Raw genomic sequence first — 24031 nt, 5'->3', positions numbered from 1 at the left:
ATTTTTTTGGTAAAACTTTAGGAATGGCTACACAAAGGCACAGCAATGCACCTTGTAGACAGCTCACTTTTCCCTACGCCAGTATGATCCGGATCAGGTTCTAAGGGTAAAATCTCAGCCTGCACGAGCAGACACCCCTAAAGTTGCGACTAAGATAAGGTTATTTTTATGAAAGTTGCAAGAAATTTATTTTGCAGACTTAGACATATTGTGCAGGAAAGTACAGGTCAGTATGTGGGAAATATTTGATATATTAGTTTTTTGAATCAGCTAAAACAATTTAACAACCACCAAGAATAGTATCTTTTAATGCGTAGGATTTTATTGACAACACTGTTGTGTATCGCTAGCAACACTTATGCCCAACCTAAAAACAACTGCAGCGCCGTGCAGTTGACATGCGAACATTTGGTCAATCCATTGGGTATTGATGCAATTCACCCGAGACTTAGCTGGCGACTTGAGGACCAACGTAAAGGTGCGGTACAACAAGCTTATCAGATCCTTTTAGGGCAAGATTCGCTGGCACTGCTGAAAGAGACAAAAGATAGCTGGGATAGTGGCAAACAGCTCAGTTCTTCCATGTTAGTGCCCTATACCGGCACACAGTTAAAGCCACAGACTAAGTACTTCTGGAGGGTTAAAGTATGGGATAAGGATGGTGTATCAACACGTTCTGAAATAGCATCTTTCGAAACAGGAATGATGGGAATGGACCTTTGGAAAGGAAAATGGATCAGCGACAATAAGGATATTCATGCGCGGGAAACGCCTTATTTTAGAACAGAATTTAAGGCAAATAAGCAGGTAAAATCTGCCCGCGCGTATATTGCCGCAGCAGGATTATATGAACTTTCCATTAATGGCCAGCGCGTTGGCGACCATCGTCTGGATCCAATGTATACTCGATTTGACCGACGCACATTGTATGTCGTGACGGACGTAACCCAGCAGCTTCAAAAAGGAGAGAACGCCATTGGCGTTGTTTTGGGGAATGGCTGGTATAATCATCAACCACTGGCCGTTTGGAACTTTGATAAAGCACCATGGCGGGCCCGGCCAACATTCTGTTTAGAACTGAAAATCGTTTATATCGATGGAACGACGGAAACCATTGTTTCGGATAAGCAGTGGAAGACAGCTTCGGGACCAATCACTTATAATAATATTTACACTGGTGAGCATTACGATGCAAGACTGGAAATACCTAACTGGGATAAACCAAAATACGATGATTCGGCCTGGCAGGCTGTTCAGTATAGAAATGCGCCATCTGCATATATCGTTTCCCAACAGATGGTACCGATTCGGCTCGTGAAGTCCTATAAGCCAAAATCAGTGACAAAGATAGACCAACGTACCTATGTGTTCGATATGGGGCAGAATATGGCCGGGATTACAAAAGTTAAAGTGAAAGGAGCTGCGGGTACTATGCTGCGTATCAAGCATGGTGAGCGGTTGTTGGCGGATGGGCATCTTGATCAGTCCAATATTGATGTTTATTATCGGGGCGATAAGGAAAAGGAGCCCTTTCAAACTGATATATTGACCTTAAGTGGTCGGGATGATGAGTTTATGGCAAAGTTTGGTTACAAAGGGTTTCGTTATGTCGAGGTTAGCAGCAGTGCCGCAATTGCATTGGATAGTTCGGCTGTGACCGCCTATTTTATGCATAGTGATGTGTCTGCTATTGGACAGCTCAAGACATCGTCAGCGTTGGTCAATAAACTATGGACAGCGACCAACAATGCCTACTTGTCCAATTTGATGGGCTATCCTACAGACTGTCCGCAGCGCGAAAAGAACGGTTGGACAGGGGATGGGCACCTTGCGATTGAAACAGCTTTATACAATTTTGACGGGATAACAGTTTATGAAAAATGGATGGCGGATCATCGTGATGAACAACAGGAGAATGGTGTCTTACCCGATATTATTCCAACTGGCGGATGGGGCTACGGTACCGCAAATGGTTTGGATTGGACAAGCACCATTGCCATCATTCCATGGCAGATTTATCAGTTTTATGGAGACCCACGTGCATTAGAAGAATGCTACCTAAATATCAAACGCTATGTCGATTATGTAGACGGAATCAGCCCGTCTGGGTTGACAACGTTTGGGCGTGGAGACTGGGTGCCAGTGAAGTCACAGTCCAATCTGGAGTTGACCTCGTCTGTTTATTTTTATGTGGATGCGACCATCTTGGCTGCTGCGGCCAAATTGTTTGGATACACAGCAGATCAACAAAAATATGAACTGCTAAGCGAAAAAATTAAGACGGCTATCAACGCTAAATTTTTAGATGCTTCCAAGGGTGTTTATAGCAATGGAACACAGACCGAACTGAGTGTACCTCTCTATTGGGGTGTTGTACCCAATGAAATGAAAGCCCGTGTTGCCGCCAACCTGAATAAGAAAGTGGAAGAGACCAACTTTCATTTGGATGTAGGCGTATTGGGTGCTAAAGCATTATTGAATGCGTTAAAAGATAACGGTTATGCAACGACAGCCTATAAGGTCGCGGTACAAGATACCTACCCGTCTTGGGGATGGTGGATTGTAAATGGAGCGACAACATTGTTGGAGAACTGGGATTTAAAAGCAACACGGGATATTTCAGACAACCACATGATGTTTGGCGAAATCGGTGGTTGGTTTTTTAAATCTATCGGCGGGATTCTTCCAGATCCTAAACAACCAGGATTTAAACATGTGCTCTTAAAACCCATCTTCCCCCAGGAACTGAAAGAATCTTCTATTTCTTACGATTCACCCTACGGTAAAATTGTTTCCGAATGGAAGTTAACGGATAAAATGATCGTATATAATATCCAAATACCTGCTAATGCGACGGCAACATTTTATCCACCGGATAATGTTAGAAGCAGCGATATCGTCCAATTGGAGGCTGGTAAACACAGGCTGGAGCTGAAACTCAAGTAAGCATAGGCTCCGACTTGTTGTTTCGTTGTCTTGACTGTTGGTTTTATTCTTTTATGTAATAATCTATTGGAGGGCTTTTGCGAGTTTACCAAGCTGTTTTAATTTTAAGGCGAGTTCATTGCTCCAGGGTAAGCCAATACAGAGACGCATGCAATGGTGAAATTGATCCTGCAAGGTGAAGATCCTTCCCGGTGAAATGCTAATCTGTAGTTTAAGCGCATAGTTGTATAGTATGCCTGTATCGATGTGTTTTGGAAATTCAACCCATAGGGCGAGTCCGCCCTGTGGGCGGCTTATTTTAGTACCTTCTGGAAAATGGTCCGAGATGATAGCGGCATACTGCTGGTAGTTTTCTGTTAATGATCTACGGAGTTTACGTAGGTGGTTTTCATACTTTCCTGTTAATAGAAAATTTCCCACCGCCTCGTTGATGATCGCTGTAGATGACAGGGAATGGATCAGTTTTAATTTGATAATCTGCTCCTTGTATTTTCCAGGAGCGACCCATCCGACACGGAAGCCCGGAGCCAATGTCTTTGAAACTGACCCACACCAGAGTACATTGCCATCGAGGTCAAAAGATTTGCAACATTTGGGGCGTTGGGTGCCAAAATGGAGGTCGCCGTAGGTGTCATCTTCGATCAGCGGGATATGATGTTTTGCTAGCAGTGATACAATTTCCCGCTTGTTCTCATCCGGCATACAATAGCCCAAAGGGGTGTTAAAATTGGGGACCAGTAAACAAACTTTGATTTCGGGCAATAGCTTTTTGAGGGCTTCAATGTCTATTCCCGTAATGGGGTCAGTGGCTATTTCCAGCACCTTAAGTCCCAGGCTAACGGCAAGTTGGAGGATACCCGGATAGCAGGGGCTTTCAAGAGCCAGTGTATCTCCAGGTTTGGTTAAGGCCATCAGACATAAAACCAAAGCATTCATACAGCCGTTGGTGGTAACGACCTCATCTTCGTTTAGATTTCCACCCCAGGCCAATGAACGTACTGCTACCATACGACGTAATTTTATATTGCCCTGCAAGGGCTCATATGCTGTGCCACCATCACTGAGCTCCTGTGTAGCGAGAACGATTTCTTTTTTCAACTTTGCGGTAGGCAGGAGACTTCCCGAAGGAACACCGATCGAAAATAAGGTTAAATCCCGGCGCCCCATGGTTGAATACACTTTATTCATTAATTGATCTGGTTCTCGGTTATTGGCGATTGGAATAGGTTGACTGGCTGTGGCCAAAGGAAGCTGCAAATAGTTTGGAGGACTAACGAAGTAGCCGGACTGAGGTTTGGACCGTATAAGTGAACGTCCTTCCAGCGCTAGAAATATCCTTTTTGCTGTATTTATACTGATACCGTGTTCAGCACTTAGATTTCTCACTGAAGGTAGTTTCTCGCCAGCTTTTAAGACACCTGAATTAATCTTATTGGCAATATTGTCTGCTATTTCATTATACAAATAATCTTTTTTCATAAAATAAGGACTAATGTCTGTCTTCAAAGGTAACTGTGTCCATTGAATTATCAAAAACTGTGACTGTGCTTAGTTCTTGTAATGGACGAACTTTGTGTAAAAGATGGAAACATGGCAGAATTAAGTATAAGTAAATTACAAGAAAATACCGCAAGCGGTTGGTTAAACGGTTTTATTGGTGTGGTATTGTTTAGTGGTTCGTTGCCAGCAACACGAATGGCGGTTTTAGCATTTGACCCCGTATTTGTGACGCTAGCCAGGGCTTCGATTGCAGGTATATTGGCACTGGTAACATTGATGGTTTTTAAGGAAAAACGCCCGAAAAGAAAACAATTGGGTTCGCTATGCATCGTTGCAATAGGATGTGTCGTTGGATTTCCCTTAATGAGCGCTTTGGCCCTGCAGCACATCACGTCTGCTCACTCCATCGTTTTTATCGGTATTTTGCCCGTATCGACAGCCGTATTTGGTATTATACGCGGTGGCGAGCGTCCGAAGCCAATCTTTTGGCTGTTCTCTGCTTTAGGGAGTTTACTGGTGATCGGCTATGCGCTGGCACAAGGACTAACAGCCTCACCTTTAGGTGATGTTTTAATGATTTTATCGGTCATTCTCTGTGGTTTGGGCTATGCTGAAGGCGCTAAATTGACCAAGACGCTGGGTGGTTGGCAGGTCATTTCCTGGGCTCTGGTTTTGTCGCTGCCGTTGATGTTGCCACTTACTTTTATCTATCTTCCATCGTCTTTTGATGCTGTGCCTATGGGCGCCTGGGCTAGTTTAGCCTATGTTTCCTTGTTCAGTATGTTTATTGGCTTTGTTTTTTGGTATAAAGGACTTGCCCAAGGCGGTACAGCGACCATAGGACAGTTACAGTTATTACAGCCATTCTTTGGTTTGGCCTTAGCCACCTGGCTTCTTCATGAACAAGTCAGTGTTGGCATGCTTGCCGTAACAGTTGGTGTTATCCTCTGTGTCGTAGCGACGAAGAAATTTGCACAATAAATGCATTGGAAAAAGAGAACTGGTTTATAGGTTCTCTCGGAAAACCATAAATTTATTAACTTTAACTTTTAGGGCACCGTTCGAGGCGTATTTGATCGAATGATGTTTATTATCTTGTATTGACAAAGACAACATCGTATGATTTTACCGTTTGAACCTTATAATCCGATATGGAAAGCGAATTTCGACAGCATTCAAAATGAACTTCTTACATTGTTGAAACCTATAAGGCCGAGGGTAGATCACATAGGCAGTACGGCCGTTGAGGGATTGTCTGCCAAACCAATCATTGATATATTGATCGGTCTTGAGGAAGAAAATGATCTTGATCGCATTCCGTTTCTGTTGCGTGGTAAATGCTATGTATATTATGAAAAATACAATGAGGATATGCCTTACAGACGTTTTTTTGTCGCCCTGATTGATCGGCCTGAAGTATTGGGGGTGCCAGAGCACATTGCACCCGACGATGAAATTCCAGCACGATTGCATGATCATTCGCTACGGATAGCACATATTCACAGCATACCGTTGCAATCAGAACACTGGTTGCGCCATATAGCGTTTCGCGATTATCTGCGTGTACATGAAGAAGTAAGAGGTCATTATCAGGTAATTAAAGAAAAGTTGGTCCTTCAGCAATGGAAAGATGGGAACGACTATAACGACGCGAAAGATGAATTTTTGAAAGAGCACGAAGCAAAAGCTATGGAATGGTACAAAAAAGTTTACGGAACAATAAAATAGTAGAACAATGGAACGTTACACAATAGCGTGGAGGCAAGGGATTACATTGTTAAGAAATTAGTGCAATAAGAGATAGATCTAGGTATGAGTACATTTTTGGCAGAATTTGAGGATATTATCCATGATTTTACCCAGCAAATTATGGAATTAAACGAGGACGATTTTAATATGAAATTGGGACCAAATAAGTGGAGTAAAAAAGAAATTCTAGGTCATTTAGTCGATAGCGCTTTTGTAAATTACGGACGGTTTATAAGAGCTCAATTTGAAGAAAATCCAAAAATATACTATGATCAGGTAGCCTACTGTTCATCTGCTGACTATCAACATGCTGAGACCGTTAAATTATGCAATCTATGGCGATCGGTAAACGAGCAATTGTTGTTTTTGTTTCAGCATATAATTGTGAATAAACTGACACAAAGGACTTGTAATGACCATAGCCTCGAATTTTTAATGCTTGACTATGTGATGCACTTGAAGCATCACAGAAATCAGATTTTGCCTGAATGATGAAATTTAATCCCTGATGAGTGGTGTCCTTACTTCTCAAGGACCTTTTTTGATAATATCAATTAAGAATTAAAGTATTTCTTTTATAATTAATAACTGCAAAACAATTGTCAGTTTAAACTTGTTGTCTAATAGGTGGTTCTATAGTTTTTACGCTAAGACTACCCAAAATAGATCGATGTACTGGCATATCCCACGGAAAATACGAAGAGACTCTCTGCTACACTTCAAAAGGACACTAATTTTTAAAACATATGAAATCGAAGTCATTTTTAACCGCAATTGTCTCAAGCTTCTTATTGTTGGCTTGTAGTACCTCCACAAGGATAACAGATATCTATAAAAATAGAGATCTGACTCCAAAACAATACCAAACAATATTCATTATTGCGATGACAAACCATGCTAAAGCAAAGGATGTCATTGAATCCAATTTGGCTGAAGCGGCTTCCATGCATGGCTACAAGGCTATTAAAAGTACTGATGTTTTTAAACGCACGTTCACCAAAGATGAAAGTCAAAATAAAGATTTAGTGATGAAAGCAGTACACAGTCTGAATGCGGATGCTATTTTCACTGTTACCCTGATCGACAAAACCAGCGAGACCCGATATGTACCGGGAAGTGGACCTTTTATGCCTTATCCGAGGTTTGGATGGTATGGTAATTTTTGGAGCTATTACTCCCATTGGTACCCGATTGCATACGATCCGGGATATTATACCACGGATAAAATGTACTATCTGGAAAGCAATCTATATGACGTTAGTTCCGAACAACTGGTTTGGAGTGTGCAGTCTGAAACAATCAACCCTTCCAGCTTAGCTGATTTTTCTAAAAGTTATACGAAAGCCCTTGTTAAGGCTCTAGAAAAGGATATGTCCGCTAAATAACCATCGATAAAAGTATATTTAAAGCTAGCTTCAAATTAAATAGTTGTATTGGTGTATAATTATTCTTTAAATTGACGATATAGCCTCGTGAAATGTTTTTTATAGTATATTTGTAAACTAAGTTGCGATAATGTTGTTATATTAACAAGCAATAAAGTTAGTTCAAATAAGATGAGGTACAAATTATATAGAGAACAACAATTGGCCTGCGATTTGGATACCGCTTGGTCTTTTTTTTCTTCACCCATGAATCTTTCAGAAATTACACCAAAAGATATGGGGTTTGTTGTCGTCTCGGACTTTCGTAGGCAAGAAATTGCTGAAGGAATGATTATTGATTATTTGGTATCTCCGATCCTTCGGTTTCCGCTGAAGTGGAAGACCAAAATAACGCAAGTGGAAAAGAATAAAAGTTTTACTGATTTTCAACTAAAGGGACCTTATGCCTATTGGAATCATTTTCATGAGTTTATTCCGAATGAAAAAGGAGTGCTCGTGAAAGACAGGATAGATTATGAATTGCCTTTGGGAATTCTAGGCACAATTGTGCATGGAGTTTTTGTTAAAAAAAAGTTAGAGCAAATCTTCGATTACCGTTATCAGGTTTTAGAAAAATTATTTAATCAAACTAAGAATTAATGATAACGAATCTATTGCAGTTCACGTGACCGGCGAGAAGGAGGCCAGATGAGCTTTTCAACATATTTTATGCTGTATACAATGAAGAAAATCTATCAAATAACCAATGGAGTTGCTTTGGTCATTACGGTGATTATTAATTACCTATCCAATACGGGAATTTTTAATGGGGAGACCATGGCAACGGTTTCTGCTAAATATCAAAATCTATTTACACCCGCGGGATATGCCTTTTCCATATGGGGCCTCATTTATTTAGGGTTGTTTGGATTTGTAATTTATTTTGGTCCTTTTGTCAGACAGACAAACGAAAAGGAAAAAGTAGTTTTAAAAGTCGGATGGTGGTTTTTGATTTCTTGTCTAGCAAATAGTCTATGGGTCATTACCTGGTTGTATGACTATACCTTTTTAACTGTTTTATTGATGATCTTACTTTTTGTGTCGCTATTAAAGATAATTCATCATACTCAATCTATTGCGCTTCATGCTGCACGCAGCAAGCGTATATTTCTTAAGTTCCCTTTTCAACTTTATGCAGGCTGGATTTCTGTCGCTTTGATTGCCGACATTGCAGCCTATCTCACGAAGATAGGCTGGGACGGTTTTGGATTATCAGCTACAACATGGGTTATTACCATGTTTGCAATTGCATTAATCATTCATTTATTGATGATATGGCAACGTCATATGCCCTTATTTGGACTTGTAGCTGTATGGGCTTTAATAGCAATTTCAGTTGCTAATAAATTAGTTAATAGCACTGTATATACAGCGGCTATAATAGCGGCTCTTATTGTTTTGCTAAATGTAATTGTATACTATATCCAATATCGTAAGCGACTGCCTGTCTAGTGCTTAATTAATATAGTAAATGATAGTGGTTTGGCAATCAAAGTTTAAGCTTTCCATAGTATTGTAGCCAGCTGCTATTTTATTGCTGATTCCGCAATCAATAGCTTTTGAAATTCTTTTCCGATTAATGGATTGATGACATGCTGAAATCCTTTTTGCAGCGTAAAGACAGTGATAGTCGCATCAGATCCCACGAAGGACCAATGGCATAAGAGTCCCAGTTGTACTTGCTTGCGTACTGATGGGCGGGAGGCAGGGTGTTTTCAGGATATTGTTCTAAGTTTATAAACCATGTCTTTGTTAGGTTTAATTCTTTGTATCTAAGTAAGTAATAACACTAATTTTTTCATATGTTCTTTTCTAAACATTGTGCCTCAGACTCAAAAACTTTCTGAGCATTTGCTAAGTATATTTCTTTACTACTTCACTAACAATCGCCTCTGCAGCTGCGAATGCATCGACGCCACAGTAGGAGTAACGGATTTCGTTGCCTGTTGCGCTTGTGAAAATAAAAATTAAAATAATAATCTTTATGGTTAAATATATGAAATAGTACATCGGGCTTATCTAATAAACTAAGTTTGTATTTATTGATGTTTTGTTTTTGAAGCGAAATGCCTTCGATTTGACAATAGGAGTTTGATTTTTACACATTATTTATTTTAATATCTTTGCGGTGTCAAATTATTAATTATTAATGAAAAGAAATTATTTTACACTCTTTATGACGGTGGCTTTTGCCTCGATGTCTTTTGGACAAACGAATACAGCAGTTGAAGCCAAAGTTGAGGATCACCAATTTGCCTACAATATCCTGACCAATATGTCTTACGAAATGGGAATCGGAAATAAAACAACATTGCGCTTTTCAGGACCTTTATCAGGATGTTTATTATACAGTAAAACATCGATAACAATTAACGATTATCATCATGAAGATTCTGAGTGGGGATATGCATTTCGCCCAGCGGTCGATATGCAAGTGCGGCATTATTATAATTTAAATAAAAGGCTTCAGAATGGAAAAAAAATAGCACACAATTCCGGCAATTATATTGCAGGGGTGCTTGGAGCCGCTGGTCCGTCCATATTGAAAAGTGATAATATGTATGTTGCTGATTTCACCCTAACTTTAGGCGCAATGTGGGGTATACAGCGAACTTATGGCGATCGTTTTATGATGAATGTAGGTATCGGGCCAGGTGTGAGTTTTTATGACAGCCAAAGCGCATTTGCTCCTGTTGGCGGTATAACGGTTGGATTTAGATTGGGAAAATAGATAAATAATTCCCATTTCTTTCCCAAATTGATTTATAGGTTTAGATTATTATAACATTTTAAATCTTAAATCATATGGTCAATTGGAATTTAGTAACCGGCAAGGGTGAAAAACTTTCTTCCCAGGATGTCAGAAGAAGTATTTTAACTTTTATCATAAAAAATCATCCTGGGAATCAGGTTGAGTTTATCGAAAAAAAACGCAGTTCATATCGAATAGATATCAGGGGAGGAGATGCTCTTATTTTCGATTTCAATGGACAGTTTGTGAGAACAGATCGTGACTAGCCCGCTTCGATGATCTGAAATAGACTTAATATCTTAAAAAAGGGGCAGGAGCTCAGCTTTGTGCTCCCCCCTTCAACGGTAATTATCTTTAGTGGTTTGACTTTTTTGTCTTAATTCCTTCCACCTGCAATTTTATTCGGTGACTATTATTTATTCTTTGAAACTTTAGCTTTCTTTTCTATCATTATCCCGGTTTATTTCTTGTCTTATGCAAAGCCTATTCAATGTATAAAATGTTAGATTTACGGTGTAAAAGAAGCTTATTGGAAGGACATGAGAAAAGTAATTGCAGCATTCAATATGACCCTTGACGGGTTTTGTGATCATACAGCAGGGATTCCCGACGAGGAAATACATCTTCATTATACGCATCTGTTAAATAGCGCTGATGTCATTTTATATGGTAGGATTACCTATCAGCTTATGGAATATTGGCGGCCTTTTGTGAAAAATTCCTCAGGTGAAAAATCAATGGATGACTTTGCATTGGCTATCGATAAAATTCCAAAAGTTGTTTTTTCAAATAGCCTGAAAAATATAGACTGGGAGAGTGCAAAATTAGCCGAAGGGATGCTTAAAGATGAAATATTGAAATTGAAACAGCAAGCCGGTAGGGATATTTTGGTCGGGAGTCGAAGCTTAATTGTCCAGCTGATGAATCTCAATTTGATCGACGAACTTCAATTGTGCATTTATCCCGTTGTGGTAGGACAGGGGCTGTCACTATTTGAACATATAAGCGATAGAATAGTTTTTAAACTATTAAAAACAAGGTGTTTCTCTGGTGGTTCAGTCCTCCTGTACTATCAGTACAATCCAACATCTACTTCCTCATAAATTATTCCCTCGGGAAATATCGGCAACACAGCGGGAAATTCAGATACCTACAGCTCCTCCCATGAAATTTACATTTGTAATGTAATTTAAAAAGAATTCATTATGAAACATAAACATTCAATTTTGTGGGCTATGGCAGCAATGCCTTTGCTAATTATCGCTTGCAATAAAAATGATGCTATGCCATCAACGTCGGCGACGACTATCACGATAGAAAATGTATTGGATTCAAAACCATTGGTAGAGTACGGTAGTTTTAAAAACACTGGTGCTTCGCCAGTGGTTATGCCTGGCGAAGCAATTTCCATTAAGTTTTCTGCAGCCAAAGGACAAGCGCTGAGCTTTGCAACGATGTATGGTTGGTCGAATGACTTGTTTTTTGCTCCCGCAAATCCTGGCATAAAGCTGTATCAGGACAATGGAACTCCGGTTGAGGGCGATGTTTCGGCACAGATCAAATTATGGGATAATGGTACTCGTATCAATCAGATACCAGGTGCAGCTGTAATTCACCCGGGAACAACAGAAACTACTCCAAGAGCTATTACCGAAGTAAACGGAACCGATGCACAGGGCAATACTTATGCTCCAGCTTCTACTTTAATGAAAGCAACACTTCATTATGAAGGTAATTCCAATTTTACACTTATAATCACTAATGTCTCTGGCGTTACGACCAATCCGACCCCCTTCAGTCCCGGAGTTTGGGCGATTTCATATAGCGTGGGAGGCAACCTGTTAAATCCTAATCCATTATTTGAAGTTGGAAAACCAAGTGTAAATGGCTTGACAAATATTGCGGAGATGGGAGACAATAGCGTGTTGGGTAATTACATTAATACGCAAACAGGTATTTTTACACCATTATCTCCAGTTTTGGTGGTGCTATATAAAGGCATCGAAAACCCAATATATAAAATCGGTGAAAATGACCGTGGTAAAGGACTGAAAGATTTAGCGCAAAAAGGTGATGCATCGGGCCTGGCGGCTTATCTTAAAACACTCTCCGGTGTAAAAGCGGTTTATATCCTTCCGGCGGCTAGCTCAACAGTATTACTTCCTAAAATCGGAGCGCAGGCAGGAAGTAGCGTTTCACAGCAGTTAAGTATAGCAAGTGGAGATCGAATTGCCATTGCAAGCATGTATGGACTTTCCAACGATTGGTTCTTTGCAACAAAAGATAATGGAATTGATGCAACAGTAAAAGGAGATGTATCCTATTCAATCGGATTGTTTGACAATGGGACAGCGATTAATCAGTTTCCCGGAGCCGGCAATGAGCAAGCAGGATTAGGCGGCACTCCTGTGACCGAACGTAAACCAATTGCAGAAGTGCCTAATCCAAATGGGTTCACCACACTGCCATCAATTTCTAGCATTATTAAAGTAACAATCAACTAATTTTTGAGGCCGGTTATACGAACGAAAATCTCATGGCTATTATTGTCCTTATTGGAGACAGGACAATCAGCAACCTATTTCATGCAGTGGCTAAAGTATCGATTGAGTTTCCACGGGCAAAAAGTATCGATTCAGTATTTATTAAGTAATAAACGTGTTATAAAATGAAAAATCCTATAAAAACAAAATTAGCTGCGTTTGTTGCGCTGCTGTTGTTCACGACCTGCATCGCAAGCATAGCCAATGCGCAGGAGCGGTCCAGCATGCGGAGAGCTGACAGCAGGATAGATAAAATGGATATGAAGCAAATCCCTTATCGAATTCCGCAAAATCCAGAAGACATCAGTCCGTTATTGTGTGGAGAAAAAATACCGATGGCAGTATTGGTAGACGTTTCAGGTAAAAGGTTTGATCTCAATAGAGCGATTTCCCAAAAGCCGACCATTTTGGTTTTCTACCGCGGTGGCTGGTGTCCTTATTGTACCAGACAACTTTCGGGCTTACAAGAGGCCTTTCCCGGCTTGGAAGAAATGGGGTATCAGTTGATTGCCATAAGTACAGACGAATCCGAGGGATTAATGAAAGCTGCAGCTAAAGAAAAATTAAGCTACACACTTTTATCGGATGCAGATCTTTCACTGTCGAAACAAATGGGGATTGCGTATAAAGCTCCGAAGGACTACTGGGAGATACTACCGAAAACAACTAGAGGTAAAGACACCGACTTGCTGCTTCCGGTTCCATCAGTATTTATACTTGATCAAAAGGGAACAATTCATTTTGAATTTATCAATCCCGATTTTAAACAAAGATTATCCTCCAATCTGCTGCTTGCTGCTGCAAGCAGTATTAAAGAAGACCTTTAAATTTCTAGCTTGTGGGCGTTAGGCTCTTACAAGAAAATGATTAAATTTAAGCGAATTGAAATGCTGTAAGTAAATGACAACATGATTAGGGAGTATAGCGATAACGCAACAGCAGCACTGTTTGTGATGCACAGTGACAACAACCAGTTTTCAGGCAGGGGACTTCGTAATGCGAATTCCCTGCCTATCAATACATTTATTTATAACAAGGGCGGCGAACAAAAAGTGACGATCGATGAGATCAGTTATACGATGCCATCAAGGTGTATACTTCCTTTGGTTTCCAATCAACATTTTGTATTTGAACAGCCCGATGCGCTGACTGCCTGGCAGTTTAATAGGGAGTTCTATTGTATCGTTGATCACGATGCTGAGGTCGGCTGTGTTGGTTTTCTGTTCTATGGTATTCGACATCCAATGTTCATTGTATTAAATGAAACTGCTGTGGAAGAAATGTCTCATCTGGAGAATGTGTTTTCAAATGAGATGATGGTAAAAGATAATTTTCAGGGTGAAATGCTGCGCACCCTTCTTAAGAGAGTGATTATCAATACCACAAGAATTGCAAAGCTCCAAAGTGAAAGCTATCAGTTATTCCCCGACGAAAAAATGGATATTGTGAGAAAGTTTGCATTGCTACTAGAATGTAACTTTAAAGAGGAACATGAAGTCAGGTTCTATGCGGCTGCACTCAACAAATCACCAAAAACACTAAGCAATGTATTTGCGCTGTTGAAACAGTCGGCGCCATCTATTCTAATCCGCAACAGAATAATTCTTGAGGCTAAAAGGTATCTCCATTATACCGAGAAGTCAGCGAAAGAGATCGCTTACGAACTGGGTTTTGAAAGTCCTGCTCATTTTAGCCGGTTTTTCAAGATGTATTCCGGAACAAATATTTCTGCATTTAAGAACCTTTGATCACTATTGCGTTTAAATACAGACGGCCATGTTGACCATGAATAAGAGGTGCTAACATATAATGAAAAAAAATGCATTATGTCGTTTTTATAAATGACTTCAAATATCAGTGTTCTCCAAATATGTAAGAATTTGTATAAAAGAGCAGTAGGAATCGTTCGGGAGATATTGGTGAGTTCAACCTCTGATCAAGAGTTGTCAAATTTATGAAATCGACACTCTGATAGAAGCCGAAAAGCAGGATAGTCATTCAATTTTAAGTAATTAAATCGATAGTAACAGTTCCAATAGCTTGCTATTCTACTTCGAATTGTTTTTTCGAACATTGCGTTTTCAGTAAAGAAGTTATTGACCCAAAACCGTTGCTGAGGTGTAATCTCTGCGATTATGGCGAAATGAATTTCTACAACATATTCTCCTAATAACTGCACCAGATACGGAATGCTTTCCAATGGAAAAAGTCTCATTAATTTCACGATAGCTATTTCACGTATGTACCCGTCTTGATGACGGGTCATCAAACTGAGTTCTTCAAAACTTATCAACGCTTCAAGCTTGTTTTTCGTTGTGGTTGCATAAATCCTGTATGGAAATTGTTGAGCTTGTCCAAGCCACACGACTTTGATTTGTTCCATACTTATAGTCAATATATAGTTGTTTGCCGCCTATCTTATTCCTAGATCACAGGGGCTCATTCTTCTAAATCAGCTCTGCTGATATAGCGATATAAGATTTTTTTACAGGTTATCTTTTAAGTTTACATGGAATGAGGTATTTTATTTATTGAATTTACAAAAGAGTATTTAGAAAGACAAAATATATAGCTCTGTTGCTATAATTTCTATATCTATTTTGTATCTTGATTACAACATGATTAATCTAGTTATAAGGATGTTATGGAAGAAGAGGATGCTGTGTTGCATGCGTACTAAAACAGTCATATATGGAATTTAGCAAAGAAAATTGGAAGCCTGATGAATATGAAGAATGGCTCGAATTAGACCTTGATTTGATTGGTAGTTTAATCTCTGACGACAAAATAGTAAAAGCTTTAAACGGTGGTGTTCCAGAATCATTTGCTCCGTTTTCTAGTTTTAATAGCAAAGAAGGTTTTATATGTTTTCAAACACTAAATGATTATTACGACGAGAATTTTGAAAATGGTTTAGAATATATTGTTTTTGGATCAGACGGAGCAGGGAATCCTTTTTGTATTAATAAAATAAACAATAACCAAATTGTACTTTTAGATTTTGATGACGAGAAGATTGTCTCAACTAACAAAAACATAAATGAATTTTTGGATTCAATATTTGCTTACAGAATATTTATAAACGTTATACAATCAAAATATGGTGTGGAAGCTTTATTTCATAACCTGTATCGCGAAGAAGATATTGAAATACTCAAGCAAGAATTCTCAAAAATAAACGCTGATTTGCTAGCAAATTCGGAATTTTGGAAGCAGGAAATTGAAGAATTGATTATGAATAAAAATGCAAATTCGACAAGTTGAATTTTAGAACATGAGAATCTGCTACCGACAAAACTAGTTCATAGATACTTATGCTCATCGGAAAGGGGGAGGGTGAAACATTGGCTGTTTTGGATCAATATAAATCGTTTTTAACCGCTGTAAAAGATGACAATTGGTATGTTTATGATTTCCTTGTAACAAGCAATCTCTAAACAGAAGCTTAAGGTAGAGGATTTGGAACTGTAAAGAATTATAAAAGGTTACGACTATTTGGTTTTCATCCCCAATATTACCAAAACACCCATAAGAGGTAAACAGGATCATTAAATCCATTTCAAAAGCCGGCTTTTTATAACACAGCCGGCTTATTTGTTTGATTCATATAGATCCTTCCAAGTTTGTCTATGAATTGACATGCTTGTTAAGTATACATTTTCTAACCGATATTGAATGCCCACTTTCGGTTATTCAGGGCGAAAAGGATGAATATTTTGCTCAACTGCAAAAGACTGTAGATCAGGGTTCGGGATATGCAGAAGAATTAATTTATTTTAGAGCCCAAACATTGCTATCGAGAAAAGAGATCTTTAAAATTCTTCAGAAAAAAGTAACAGTGCGAAGAATTACTGAAATAGATCATCTTTTTTCATAGAACAACAACACCTAATCTGATAAAGATTGGGCGTTGTTGTTCTATTTGGGTACCTACTGTATCTTGATCTTAGTAGATATTATGATACCGTTGATCATTCAGATTCGAACAGCCATAATTACTAAACACTAATATATTTTTTGAGTACTTCAAGAAGGTCTGCCCGGCGTATTGGTTTGGGAAGAAAGTCATTCATTCCGGATTCAAGGCATTTTTCTTTTTCCCCCAGCACATTTCCAGCTGTAACGCCTATGATAGGTATATGTTGATATGCTGGCAGCATTCTAATATGTTGTGTTGCCTCAATACCACTCATGATCGGCATTTGTACATCCATAATAATAAGGGAAAACTGCTTTTTCTTGCATTCTTCCAAAGCCTGTAAACCATTAGCTGCTTCCGTTAGAAGTATATTGGGAGCAAGAGACTTCATTATTTTATTGTTCAGGACCATATTCACTGGGTTATCATCAACCAAAAGCACGTCTAATTCTCGCACAAATGCATGCGAATCTTTCTCAGCCTGATCCTGAATAATTTCTATTACTGTACTTCGGTCTACCTTTTTAAGGGTTTTGTATAGATCATGTGATTTTATAGGCTTCAATAGCAAATGTGTATTTTCTATTTTCCTAACCGATGTAAGTATATCCAGTTCTTCCGAAGAAGACGAAAGTACTATAAATGGAGCAACTTCTTTTCGCTGATTTAACAAGCCTTTTATTTTTTCTATTGTTTCCAATCCGGACATGATAGGCATATGATAATCCATCAGAATGACATCGAACCGCTCACCTTTCAACATGATATCCAAGGCTTCCATTCCATTAGAAGCTAACGTGGATTTGATATTTTTATAGGTAAGCATGTGTTCAAGAATAATCCTGTTGCTTTCATTATCATCCACCACTAAGGCCGTTTTAATTGTCGTTTCATCCTCTTCTTTCCATTCAGACATTTCGTAAGGAACCTCAAGATCGAAGAAAAATACAGAACCGCTGTCCATTTCGCTGGTCAGCGACAAATGACTTCCCATATATCCCAAGATATTGTTCGAGATGGTTAGTCCCAGTCCTGTGCCGCCAAATCGTTTACTGATTGAACTGTTTTCCTGGGTAAAGGCATCAAAGATATATTTCTGTTTCTCTATAGGAATGCCGATTCCAGTATCTCTTACCGAGAAGCGCAAGGCAATCGTATGATCATCCATGTGCAATTTTTCTACTTTTAGTTCGATCTCGCCCTTTTCTGTGAATTTTACAGCATTTCCTAACAGATTGATCAAGATCTGTTTTAACCTGACTTCATCAATGAAAAGTATTTTTGGGAGGCCAGGCTCAACGTTGAGAAGAAGTTCGATGTTTTTTTTCTGGGATTGATAAAGAATAACATTGATGACTTGGCTTAACATATCATACACATCACTTTTTTCAATCAAAAGGTCCATTTTTCCGGATTCTATTTTAGAAAAATCCAGTATATCATTGATGATGCTAAGTAGGTTTTCCCCTGATTCATTGATGTAATGCAGATATTGCGTCTGTGCTTCATTCAGTGGTGTCCGGAGTAGGAGGTCTGAAAAACCAATAACTCCGTTCAAAGGGGTACGGATCTCATGACTCATATTGGCCAAAAATTCGGATTTTGCTCTGCTGGCTATATCTGCAGTTTCCTTCGCATTTTTCAGTTCCTCGTTTATTCTTACGGCATTTGTAATATTCTGTATGGAAATAATTATACCTCCAATCTCATCTTTTGTAAGATACCAGGGTCCGACTTTAAGATCGTAATGTTGAATTTCTTCTTTTCCTTCCACCTTTAGTGCAAAATCCTCGTCGATGTACGTTTCTCCCAAAAGCGCATTCCTGTAAATCTTTTTTCTTTCTTCGGGAATATTGGGCGATATTGTAAACAGGTTATTGCCGATAAGGTCGATATTATTCATACTAAATTCATCTCGCCATCTGCTGCTGACGGCAACGTAGTTAAGGGCTTTGTCAAGCATCGCCAAAGGAATAGGAACATCTGTAGCACAGGACTGCATCATAGCTTCCTTCTGAGCAACTTCCAGAAACATTTTTTTGAAGGCATCAATGTTCTGAATAATTCCAAAAACCCTGTGGCAAACTTCATTTTCAAATTCGGGAATTCCTTTTACTCTTACCCAGATGGTGACACCTTCATTACGCAGAAGTTGTAGCTCCTCATCAAAAGAAATCCCTTGTTGTACTGCTCTGTTGAATAGAAATTCTATTCTCTCTCTGTTTTTTCCTTCGTAAAATCCAAGGGCATTTTCAAAAGTTGGTTGGAAATTAATGTTAGTTTTATGAATTTCTCGTACACTTTGAGACCAGGTGAGCTTTCCGCTCTTCATATTGACTTCCCAGCCCCCCACTTGGGCAACCGCGCTTGTTTCCTCGAGCATTTCCTTCGTATAAAACAGATCTTTTTCCAACTTATCGCGGCGCATAATATCCGATTTTAGTTGAATATAGACGAAAATGGTGACGCCAATGGCCGCGACTGCTGAAAAGATAATGAATAAAACGGTCCGTTTGGTGGAGTTATTCAGATCTTCATTTTTTAGGGCAAGCTGAACTTCCTCGTGTTTCACAAACTCCTGAACGAGCATTCGGCATTTATCCATGGCCATCTTGTTTTGAACAAGTTCTTCTGGAGTCATTAATATTCCCTTTGTGCGATTATCAATCAGCAAGACATATTCTTTCATCAACATGTCTGAGGTATGCAGCAGTTCATGAAGGATATTAATCTGGAGTTTATCGTTAAGATTAAACCTATCTTTGTTAGCAACAAGCAGCGGATATTCATTCCTGCTTTTATTGAAAGGTTCAAGAAAATTTTCACGGCCGGTAAGCTGATATCCCCGATTGCCAGTTTCGGCATTTAACAGCGTGTTTAAAATATCTTTTATTAAACTGATAGACTCCTTCGTTTTTAAGAGGCTTTTCCTGCTCTCCATCTGGTTATGTATGCTAATATAAGATGCTATAGAACCCGCAATCAGTAGTATCAAGGAAAGCATTACACCTATCTGGAGATTTCTTATAATTTTTTTTGGCATTGGTCGGTAGTTTACCGTTAAGATACTAAAAAAGTAGAATTGTATCTCTAATCAGTCAGTAATATTTGATGGCTTTCATCATGTTTCTATGAGATAGCTTATATTGGAAATTTCAACTATTGAGATCATGCGATCCACTTTAGCTAGCCTGACACAACAGCTTTTCTGCAGATAGCGTCTATTATTTTTTGTATTTTGTTATTGCATAACCGTCAAATCTTATTAACTCTAATTCTTCCTTTCCTTTCGGTATGTTGTAATAAAAGTTATAAAATTGAACAACTTTACCGCTAGGGAAACCTTTGGTAAATTTTGAAGTTATTGCCGATTGCTTGATTATTTCTGAATTCTTTTTCACAAGAGTTGCCATTGTTCCGTTTCCATAAATTTTGACGTCGCAACTATCCTTTGGTAGCAATGTAAAAGTATTTGATAGAAGAGCTTCTCTTTCTTTTAACATCCATTCTTTTTTCATCCCCCGTAATTGTGCCACCTCAAATTCTGCGTTCTGGATAATTTCCAAAACGTTGTTGCTATTTTTATCATTTAAATCTTTCGTCAGGTTGGTAAGAGCGCTATACAGTTTGTCAAGTAGTTCTGTTGAGTTCTTTAATTGAACTGATTTATTTAAGGAAGATAGTTCGACTGGGATTTTAGCATTAAACTTTAGCGTTTTTAAGAAGTAACCACTTTTAATGTTTTCTTGAGTTATATCATCATCAGATAATTCATAATTTACTAAAATGTTTTCTTCGGGAAAATCAGATTCATTGGAAATGATTGATATTCCTTTGGCTGACCTGACTAATAGAATTTTTAAAATCGGATTTCCTTGCTTTTTATAATTGGATAAGTCAATTAGTATTTTTAACTCTTGTTCGCCATTTTTGTTGATCGCAATGTCAATAAAGTTTGGAATTGTGTTTCCAAAGAATTCAAGCCCTTTGACGACAGGATAATCATTTATTGAGATTTCAGTAGGATAATAAAACGTCGGTTGGATACCATAGTTGCTCTTGTCCGCATTATACTTTAGTTTATCCAAAATTTCTGTCTTACTTTCTTGTCCTTTGCAAGAGGCTAAAGTCAGTAAAACAATAATTGATAACATATATTTTTTCATAAGTCAATTCTGTTGGAGCGCGTTGGTTTAATATTTCGGCCAACGCTATTAGACAGCTTTCCGATATACTAGCCGTATAGCTTAAGAAGTATTGGTAATTGTCAAATGTAAAAATATCAATTTTCGCAGTGTAAACCGTTTACAATTCGCTGAGTATCGTTTAAAATTCGTTAAAAAGGATGTTATTCAATTTCATATGTTGTTGTAAAATAAAGGAGTTTTAATTTATAACCCCTTGATGTGATCTTTTAAAATTGTCTTTATTCTTGTTTAGTTGTTTTGCAATGAAGATTTAATTGTTCCATTCTTAATAAACGAATTAAATCCGGATGAAGTTACACACCCAGCCGGAACATTTGCTGCCATATTCGGACATCTACAAACTTCTAGAATTGACTTTATCTATTACAAGGGGGAAAAGTTAGAACCATTGGCTTCGAAAATAATCCGAACAGCACCAGAAATAGATGACGTTTGGCCATCAGATCATTCAGCGGTTTTTACTGTTTTCAAATTAAATTGACAATGGCCTAGAACTTATTATAACCAACTACGATCTATGCCAACCAAAAAGAGAGTTATTCACAAGGGCCGGCTATTGTTTGGATGAAAAAATCCAATTAGACCATTCATGATTACCGTCGTACAGATTATTATGAAAACAGATAAGGTTTGCGTACTACAGGGGTAATTTAGAATATCTAAACTGGTTTCTGCTTGGAGATTTCTACTTAAAATAGTTGTTGATTTAAAAATATCAGGTGACGATGCAGATGATTTTTTATTGCCTTTTCTAACAAAATTAACGTTGATGAGTGTGGATTTGAAATAGGAGACTATTTACCAAGGCTAATTATTTCATTTTCAATATCATGGTAAAGCAGGATTTTCCATTGTTCTTCTTGTGCTCTTTGCTTCCAAATGATCCGTTCTTCCATTGCTTTTTTGCCATCATAATCAGTTTTAAATGCTATTTGATAGTTTAGATATCCCATTTGAGGAAGATTGTCTGCACCATAAAAAGCGGTTTCTCCGTCTTCCTTAATCCAGAAAACCTGATGATAAGGGGTATGTCCGCCAGTAACTTCGAAATCAATTTCAGAAGTAATACTTCCTTTATCAGAATCCATCCAGACAATATTGGCATTCTCAACAATGAACTTCAAAACATCCAAATCAAAAGAAGGACTCCCTTCTTTTGAAAGCGCAAAATCATATTCACGCTTTTGCAGATAGACTTCGGCATTTGGAAAATTAAGCGTCCAATCATTTTTCTCTCTATTCACAAGTCCGTCAATGTGATCTTTGTGCAAATGAGAAAGCATAGCTAGCTTGACATCTTTTGGTTGGAAACCTGCTTTTATCATGTTGTTATGAATTTTCGGAATACCGTTTTCCACCCAGCCTAATCCTGCATCTAGTAGTATTAGATTGCCAGCTGTTTCAATAAGAAAAGGCTGCACCGCCATTTTTAAATTTTTATCGTTTTCAGTATCTTCCAGATAGGTGAAATTTTTATTCTTATCTACACTGAAATCACCGTCTTTTAAAGGATATATTTCCATTTGTAATTATTTAATCTCACTTACGCTATTGATTGAGAAAGCGGATTAAACAAAATTAAACATCCCAAAGGCAAAATCCTCATTCTATTGAATTAATTACGGTTTCCGTATAGATATCGACGAAATTTCAGGATGGAATACCCAATTCTTGATGCCACTGATATAATCCTCCGGGGTCGAAGACATTCCCTTTTAAAAAACGTTGCAAAAATTCTGTGAGGGAGGAAGTTAATGCTATTGTAGGGTGTGTTGCATTAAATATTTCATATCGGCAATCTCCTAAATACCTTAATCCCCATATATCTGAATAAATCATATATTCTGAAAAATAAAACCAATTATCGCCATAATTGTCTGCGTACTCCATTATTCCAGCAAGTGGTATAATATTGAAAATATCTTCATTACAACCGAAACCATTGCATAAGAGATAGAATCTTCTAAACTCATAGGACAAAGGGAATCCAATTTTTTGCTCAAACGTATCAATCTCCGAGAGCATGGCTCCAGGATAGATGTCAATTCCATCTTTCTCGTGCTTTTGTTTTATAGCCGTAATTAATTGTCTCATTGCACTACTACTTATAATTGAACATTTATTTATCAATAATCAACTGTCTCTTTCCCAATTTTGATTAGAAAATTTTTCAACGTTTACCCTTATATATATGCTTGTAAAAATTCCAAATTTGAAAATAAAAGCACTGTGATTGAATGTAAATATAGCCAGGAATACCCGAGTGATTTTCTAGGCTATCGCTGCATAACTGTTTATTCCATTTTGTTTGACCTGCTACCATTTATAAGGGACCTCAATTGTGAATAGACCAAAAACCATAGTCTTTGTACGCGTTGATTTAGACACCCCAATGAAAGGGTTATCACGGTACAAACTTGGATGATGTTTAAAAATTTCATGCTATGGCTTACTAGTTACTGAATTTACAAAACAGTCCTTAAATAGGCAAAATATGTAACTCGTTGGCGCTAATTACATACTCATTTTGTATCTTGATGCAACATGGTTCTTCTTAGCTATAAGAAAAGAGATAGGGGGGAAAAAAAGACTACCTAATTGGAATGGGCCTTGGCTTCCAAAAAAATAATTATTTAATATGGCGAAAGGAGATAAATTATATTTTAAAGCTCTCAAAGAAGCGAGCAAAAATACTGAGATAGGAGATTCAAATGCACTTGAGTTATTACAGAAAGCGATCGACAAGAATAACAGTAAAGCGCAATATGCTTTAGCGACATGGTACCTATGGATATTACGGTTTGATTTGTGCCAGTCATTTCGGTCGGATGGGGTTCTTCATCAATTTTGGTGAAAGTACAATAAATAATTACACTTTAGATATTAGGCCAAGTTTCTTTTCAAAGATAATTCCAACCTTGGCTAGCAAGTTATAAATTTGCGCCTTTTGATATACTAAACCATATTCTCTTTTAATCCACTGTATCAAA

The 24031-nt window shown here is 38.1% G+C and carries 21 protein-coding genes and 1 riboswitch; of the genes, 15 read left to right on the top strand and 6 right to left on the bottom strand.

Translation table 11 applies throughout. The features are described from left to right. Positions 1 to 53: 53 nt before the first annotated feature. Positions 54 to 149, bottom strand: a riboswitch (TPP riboswitch). Between the two features lie 160 nt (positions 150 to 309). Next, positions 310 to 2946, top strand: coding sequence for an alpha-L-rhamnosidase (locus GVK91_RS18680; RefSeq protein ID WP_159730768.1), 2637 nt, complete (start codon positions 310 to 312; stop codon positions 2944 to 2946). A 63-nt stretch (positions 2947 to 3009) separates the two neighbouring features. Here the strand turns inward: GVK91_RS18680 and GVK91_RS18675 are convergent, their stop codons facing one another. Continuing rightward, positions 3010 to 4425 (bottom strand): PLP-dependent aminotransferase family protein, encoded by a 1416-nt coding sequence (locus tag GVK91_RS18675; RefSeq protein WP_159730766.1) that lies wholly within the window; start codon positions 4423 to 4425, stop codon positions 3010 to 3012. 111 nt (positions 4426 to 4536) lie between these two features. Between GVK91_RS18675 and GVK91_RS18670 the strand changes: the two genes are divergently transcribed. From GVK91_RS18670 to GVK91_RS18615, 12 genes are all read left to right on the top strand, one after another. Next, the gene (locus tag GVK91_RS18670; protein WP_159730764.1) at positions 4537 to 5427 is read left to right on the top strand and encodes a DMT family transporter; all 891 of its coding nucleotides are present in this window, start codon (positions 4537 to 4539) and stop codon (positions 5425 to 5427) included. A gap of 138 nt (positions 5428 to 5565) precedes the next feature. Next, positions 5566 to 6174, top strand: coding sequence for a GrpB family protein (locus tag GVK91_RS18665; RefSeq protein ID WP_159730762.1), 609 nt, complete (start codon positions 5566 to 5568; stop codon positions 6172 to 6174). An 84-nt stretch (positions 6175 to 6258) separates the two neighbouring features. Continuing rightward, a complete protein-coding gene (locus tag GVK91_RS18660) occupies positions 6259 to 6687 on the top strand; it encodes a DinB family protein (protein ID WP_159730760.1) in 429 nt (142 codons plus the stop codon). A gap of 254 nt (positions 6688 to 6941) precedes the next feature. Then, the gene (locus GVK91_RS18655) at positions 6942 to 7580 is read left to right on the top strand and encodes a hypothetical protein (protein ID WP_159730758.1); all 639 of its coding nucleotides are present in this window, start codon (positions 6942 to 6944) and stop codon (positions 7578 to 7580) included. Positions 7581 to 7751: 171 nt separating this feature from the next. Continuing rightward, positions 7752 to 8219 (top strand): SRPBCC family protein, encoded by a 468-nt coding sequence (locus tag GVK91_RS18650; RefSeq protein WP_159730756.1) that lies wholly within the window; start codon positions 7752 to 7754, stop codon positions 8217 to 8219. An 81-nt stretch (positions 8220 to 8300) separates the two neighbouring features. Continuing rightward, positions 8301 to 9071 (top strand): tryptophan-rich sensory protein, encoded by a 771-nt coding sequence (locus tag GVK91_RS18645; protein ID WP_159730754.1) that lies wholly within the window; start codon positions 8301 to 8303, stop codon positions 9069 to 9071. Positions 9072 to 9768: 697 nt separating this feature from the next. Then, positions 9769 to 10350 (top strand): hypothetical protein, encoded by a 582-nt coding sequence (locus GVK91_RS18640; protein WP_159730752.1) that lies wholly within the window; start codon positions 9769 to 9771, stop codon positions 10348 to 10350. A gap of 74 nt (positions 10351 to 10424) precedes the next feature. After that, complete coding sequence (locus GVK91_RS18635; protein ID WP_075993143.1) at positions 10425 to 10637, top strand: PepSY-like domain-containing protein; 213 nt, start codon at positions 10425 to 10427, stop codon at positions 10635 to 10637. 273 nt (positions 10638 to 10910) lie between these two features. Next, on the top strand, positions 10911 to 11474 hold the full coding sequence (locus tag GVK91_RS18630) for a dihydrofolate reductase family protein (protein WP_159730750.1): 564 nt from the start codon (positions 10911 to 10913) through the stop codon (positions 11472 to 11474). 102 nt (positions 11475 to 11576) lie between these two features. After that, the gene (locus GVK91_RS18625) at positions 11577 to 12875 is read left to right on the top strand and encodes a spondin domain-containing protein (protein ID WP_159730748.1); all 1299 of its coding nucleotides are present in this window, start codon (positions 11577 to 11579) and stop codon (positions 12873 to 12875) included. 164 nt (positions 12876 to 13039) lie between these two features. Continuing rightward, complete coding sequence (locus tag GVK91_RS18620; protein WP_159730746.1) at positions 13040 to 13741, top strand: peroxiredoxin-like family protein; 702 nt, start codon at positions 13040 to 13042, stop codon at positions 13739 to 13741. 81 nt (positions 13742 to 13822) lie between these two features. After that, entirely contained in the window at positions 13823 to 14662 is an 840-nt protein-coding gene (locus tag GVK91_RS18615) for a helix-turn-helix domain-containing protein (RefSeq protein ID WP_159730744.1), read from the top strand. A gap of 188 nt (positions 14663 to 14850) precedes the next feature. On the opposite strand, the gene GVK91_RS18610 is transcribed toward GVK91_RS18615, so the two are convergent. Further along, entirely contained in the window at positions 14851 to 15297 is a 447-nt protein-coding gene (locus GVK91_RS18610) for a hypothetical protein (protein ID WP_159730742.1), read from the bottom strand. Positions 15298 to 15605: 308 nt separating this feature from the next. Between GVK91_RS18610 and GVK91_RS18605 the strand changes: the two genes are divergently transcribed. Beyond that, positions 15606 to 16178 carry an SMI1/KNR4 family protein gene (locus GVK91_RS18605; RefSeq protein ID WP_153848740.1) on the top strand — a complete coding sequence of 191 codons (573 nt, stop codon included), beginning with the start codon at positions 15606 to 15608 and terminating at the stop codon, positions 16176 to 16178. Between the two features lie 734 nt (positions 16179 to 16912). On the opposite strand, the gene GVK91_RS18600 is transcribed toward GVK91_RS18605, so the two are convergent. From GVK91_RS18600 to GVK91_RS18585, 4 genes are all read right to left on the bottom strand, one after another. Next, positions 16913 to 19876, bottom strand: a complete 2964-nt coding sequence (locus GVK91_RS18600; RefSeq protein ID WP_235032957.1) for a response regulator — start codon at positions 19874 to 19876, stop codon at positions 16913 to 16915. A gap of 181 nt (positions 19877 to 20057) precedes the next feature. After that, the gene (locus tag GVK91_RS18595; RefSeq protein WP_159730740.1) at positions 20058 to 20999 is read right to left on the bottom strand and encodes a hypothetical protein; all 942 of its coding nucleotides are present in this window, start codon (positions 20997 to 20999) and stop codon (positions 20058 to 20060) included. 836 nt (positions 21000 to 21835) lie between these two features. Then, entirely contained in the window at positions 21836 to 22564 is a 729-nt protein-coding gene (locus GVK91_RS18590) for an MBL fold metallo-hydrolase (protein ID WP_159730738.1), read from the bottom strand. 127 nt (positions 22565 to 22691) lie between these two features. Beyond that, on the bottom strand, positions 22692 to 23135 hold the full coding sequence (locus GVK91_RS18585) for an SMI1/KNR4 family protein (protein ID WP_159730736.1): 444 nt from the start codon (positions 23133 to 23135) through the stop codon (positions 22692 to 22694). 544 nt (positions 23136 to 23679) lie between these two features. On the opposite strand from GVK91_RS18585, the gene GVK91_RS18580 reads away from it, so the two are divergent. Further along, positions 23680 to 23895, top strand: coding sequence for a hypothetical protein (locus GVK91_RS18580; RefSeq protein ID WP_159730734.1), 216 nt, complete (start codon positions 23680 to 23682; stop codon positions 23893 to 23895). Positions 23896 to 24031: the final 136 nt, after the last annotated feature.

The organism is Sphingobacterium sp. 18053 (genome assembly GCF_902706145.1).
Lineage (GTDB): Bacteria > Bacteroidota > Bacteroidia > Sphingobacteriales > Sphingobacteriaceae > Sphingobacterium > Sphingobacterium paramultivorum.
The sequence above is the reverse complement of the archived record's forward strand: the minus strand, read 5'-3'. Positions and strand labels throughout refer to the sequence as shown.

Coding starts and splice junctions, on each gene's coding strand:
- GVK91_RS18680 (WP_159730768.1), top strand. CDS start 310: ATGCGTAGGATTTTATTGACAACACTGTTGTGTATCGCTAGCAACACT.
- GVK91_RS18660 (WP_159730760.1), top strand. CDS start 6,259: ATGAGTACATTTTTGGCAGAATTTGAGGATATTATCCATGATTTTACC.
- GVK91_RS18605 (WP_153848740.1), top strand. CDS start 15,606: ATGGAATTTAGCAAAGAAAATTGGAAGCCTGATGAATATGAAGAATGG.
- GVK91_RS18615 (WP_159730744.1), top strand. CDS start 13,823: ATGATTAGGGAGTATAGCGATAACGCAACAGCAGCACTGTTTGTGATG.
- GVK91_RS18630 (WP_159730750.1), top strand. CDS start 10,911: ATGAGAAAAGTAATTGCAGCATTCAATATGACCCTTGACGGGTTTTGT.
- GVK91_RS18600 (WP_235032957.1), bottom strand. CDS start 19,876: ATGCCAAAAAAAATTATAAGAAATCTCCAGATAGGTGTAATGCTTTCC.
- GVK91_RS18645 (WP_159730754.1), top strand. CDS start 8,301: ATGAAGAAAATCTATCAAATAACCAATGGAGTTGCTTTGGTCATTACG.
- GVK91_RS18625 (WP_159730748.1), top strand. CDS start 11,577: ATGAAACATAAACATTCAATTTTGTGGGCTATGGCAGCAATGCCTTTG.
- GVK91_RS18650 (WP_159730756.1), top strand. CDS start 7,752: ATGAGGTACAAATTATATAGAGAACAACAATTGGCCTGCGATTTGGAT.
- GVK91_RS18655 (WP_159730758.1), top strand. CDS start 6,942: ATGAAATCGAAGTCATTTTTAACCGCAATTGTCTCAAGCTTCTTATTG.
- GVK91_RS18595 (WP_159730740.1), bottom strand. CDS start 20,999: ATGAAAAAATATATGTTATCAATTATTGTTTTACTGACTTTAGCCTCT.
- GVK91_RS18635 (WP_075993143.1), top strand. CDS start 10,425: ATGGTCAATTGGAATTTAGTAACCGGCAAGGGTGAAAAACTTTCTTCC.
- GVK91_RS18585 (WP_159730736.1), bottom strand. CDS start 23,135: ATGAGACAATTAATTACGGCTATAAAACAAAAGCACGAGAAAGATGGA.
- GVK91_RS18675 (WP_159730766.1), bottom strand. CDS start 4,425: ATGAAAAAAGATTATTTGTATAATGAAATAGCAGACAATATTGCCAAT.
- GVK91_RS18610 (WP_159730742.1), bottom strand. CDS start 15,297: ATGGAACAAATCAAAGTCGTGTGGCTTGGACAAGCTCAACAATTTCCA.
- GVK91_RS18640 (WP_159730752.1), top strand. CDS start 9,769: ATGAAAAGAAATTATTTTACACTCTTTATGACGGTGGCTTTTGCCTCG.
- GVK91_RS18580 (WP_159730734.1), top strand. CDS start 23,680: ATGGCGAAAGGAGATAAATTATATTTTAAAGCTCTCAAAGAAGCGAGC.
- GVK91_RS18665 (WP_159730762.1), top strand. CDS start 5,566: ATGATTTTACCGTTTGAACCTTATAATCCGATATGGAAAGCGAATTTC.
- GVK91_RS18670 (WP_159730764.1), top strand. CDS start 4,537: ATGGCAGAATTAAGTATAAGTAAATTACAAGAAAATACCGCAAGCGGT.
- GVK91_RS18620 (WP_159730746.1), top strand. CDS start 13,040: ATGAAAAATCCTATAAAAACAAAATTAGCTGCGTTTGTTGCGCTGCTG.
- GVK91_RS18590 (WP_159730738.1), bottom strand. CDS start 22,564: ATGGAAATATATCCTTTAAAAGACGGTGATTTCAGTGTAGATAAGAAT.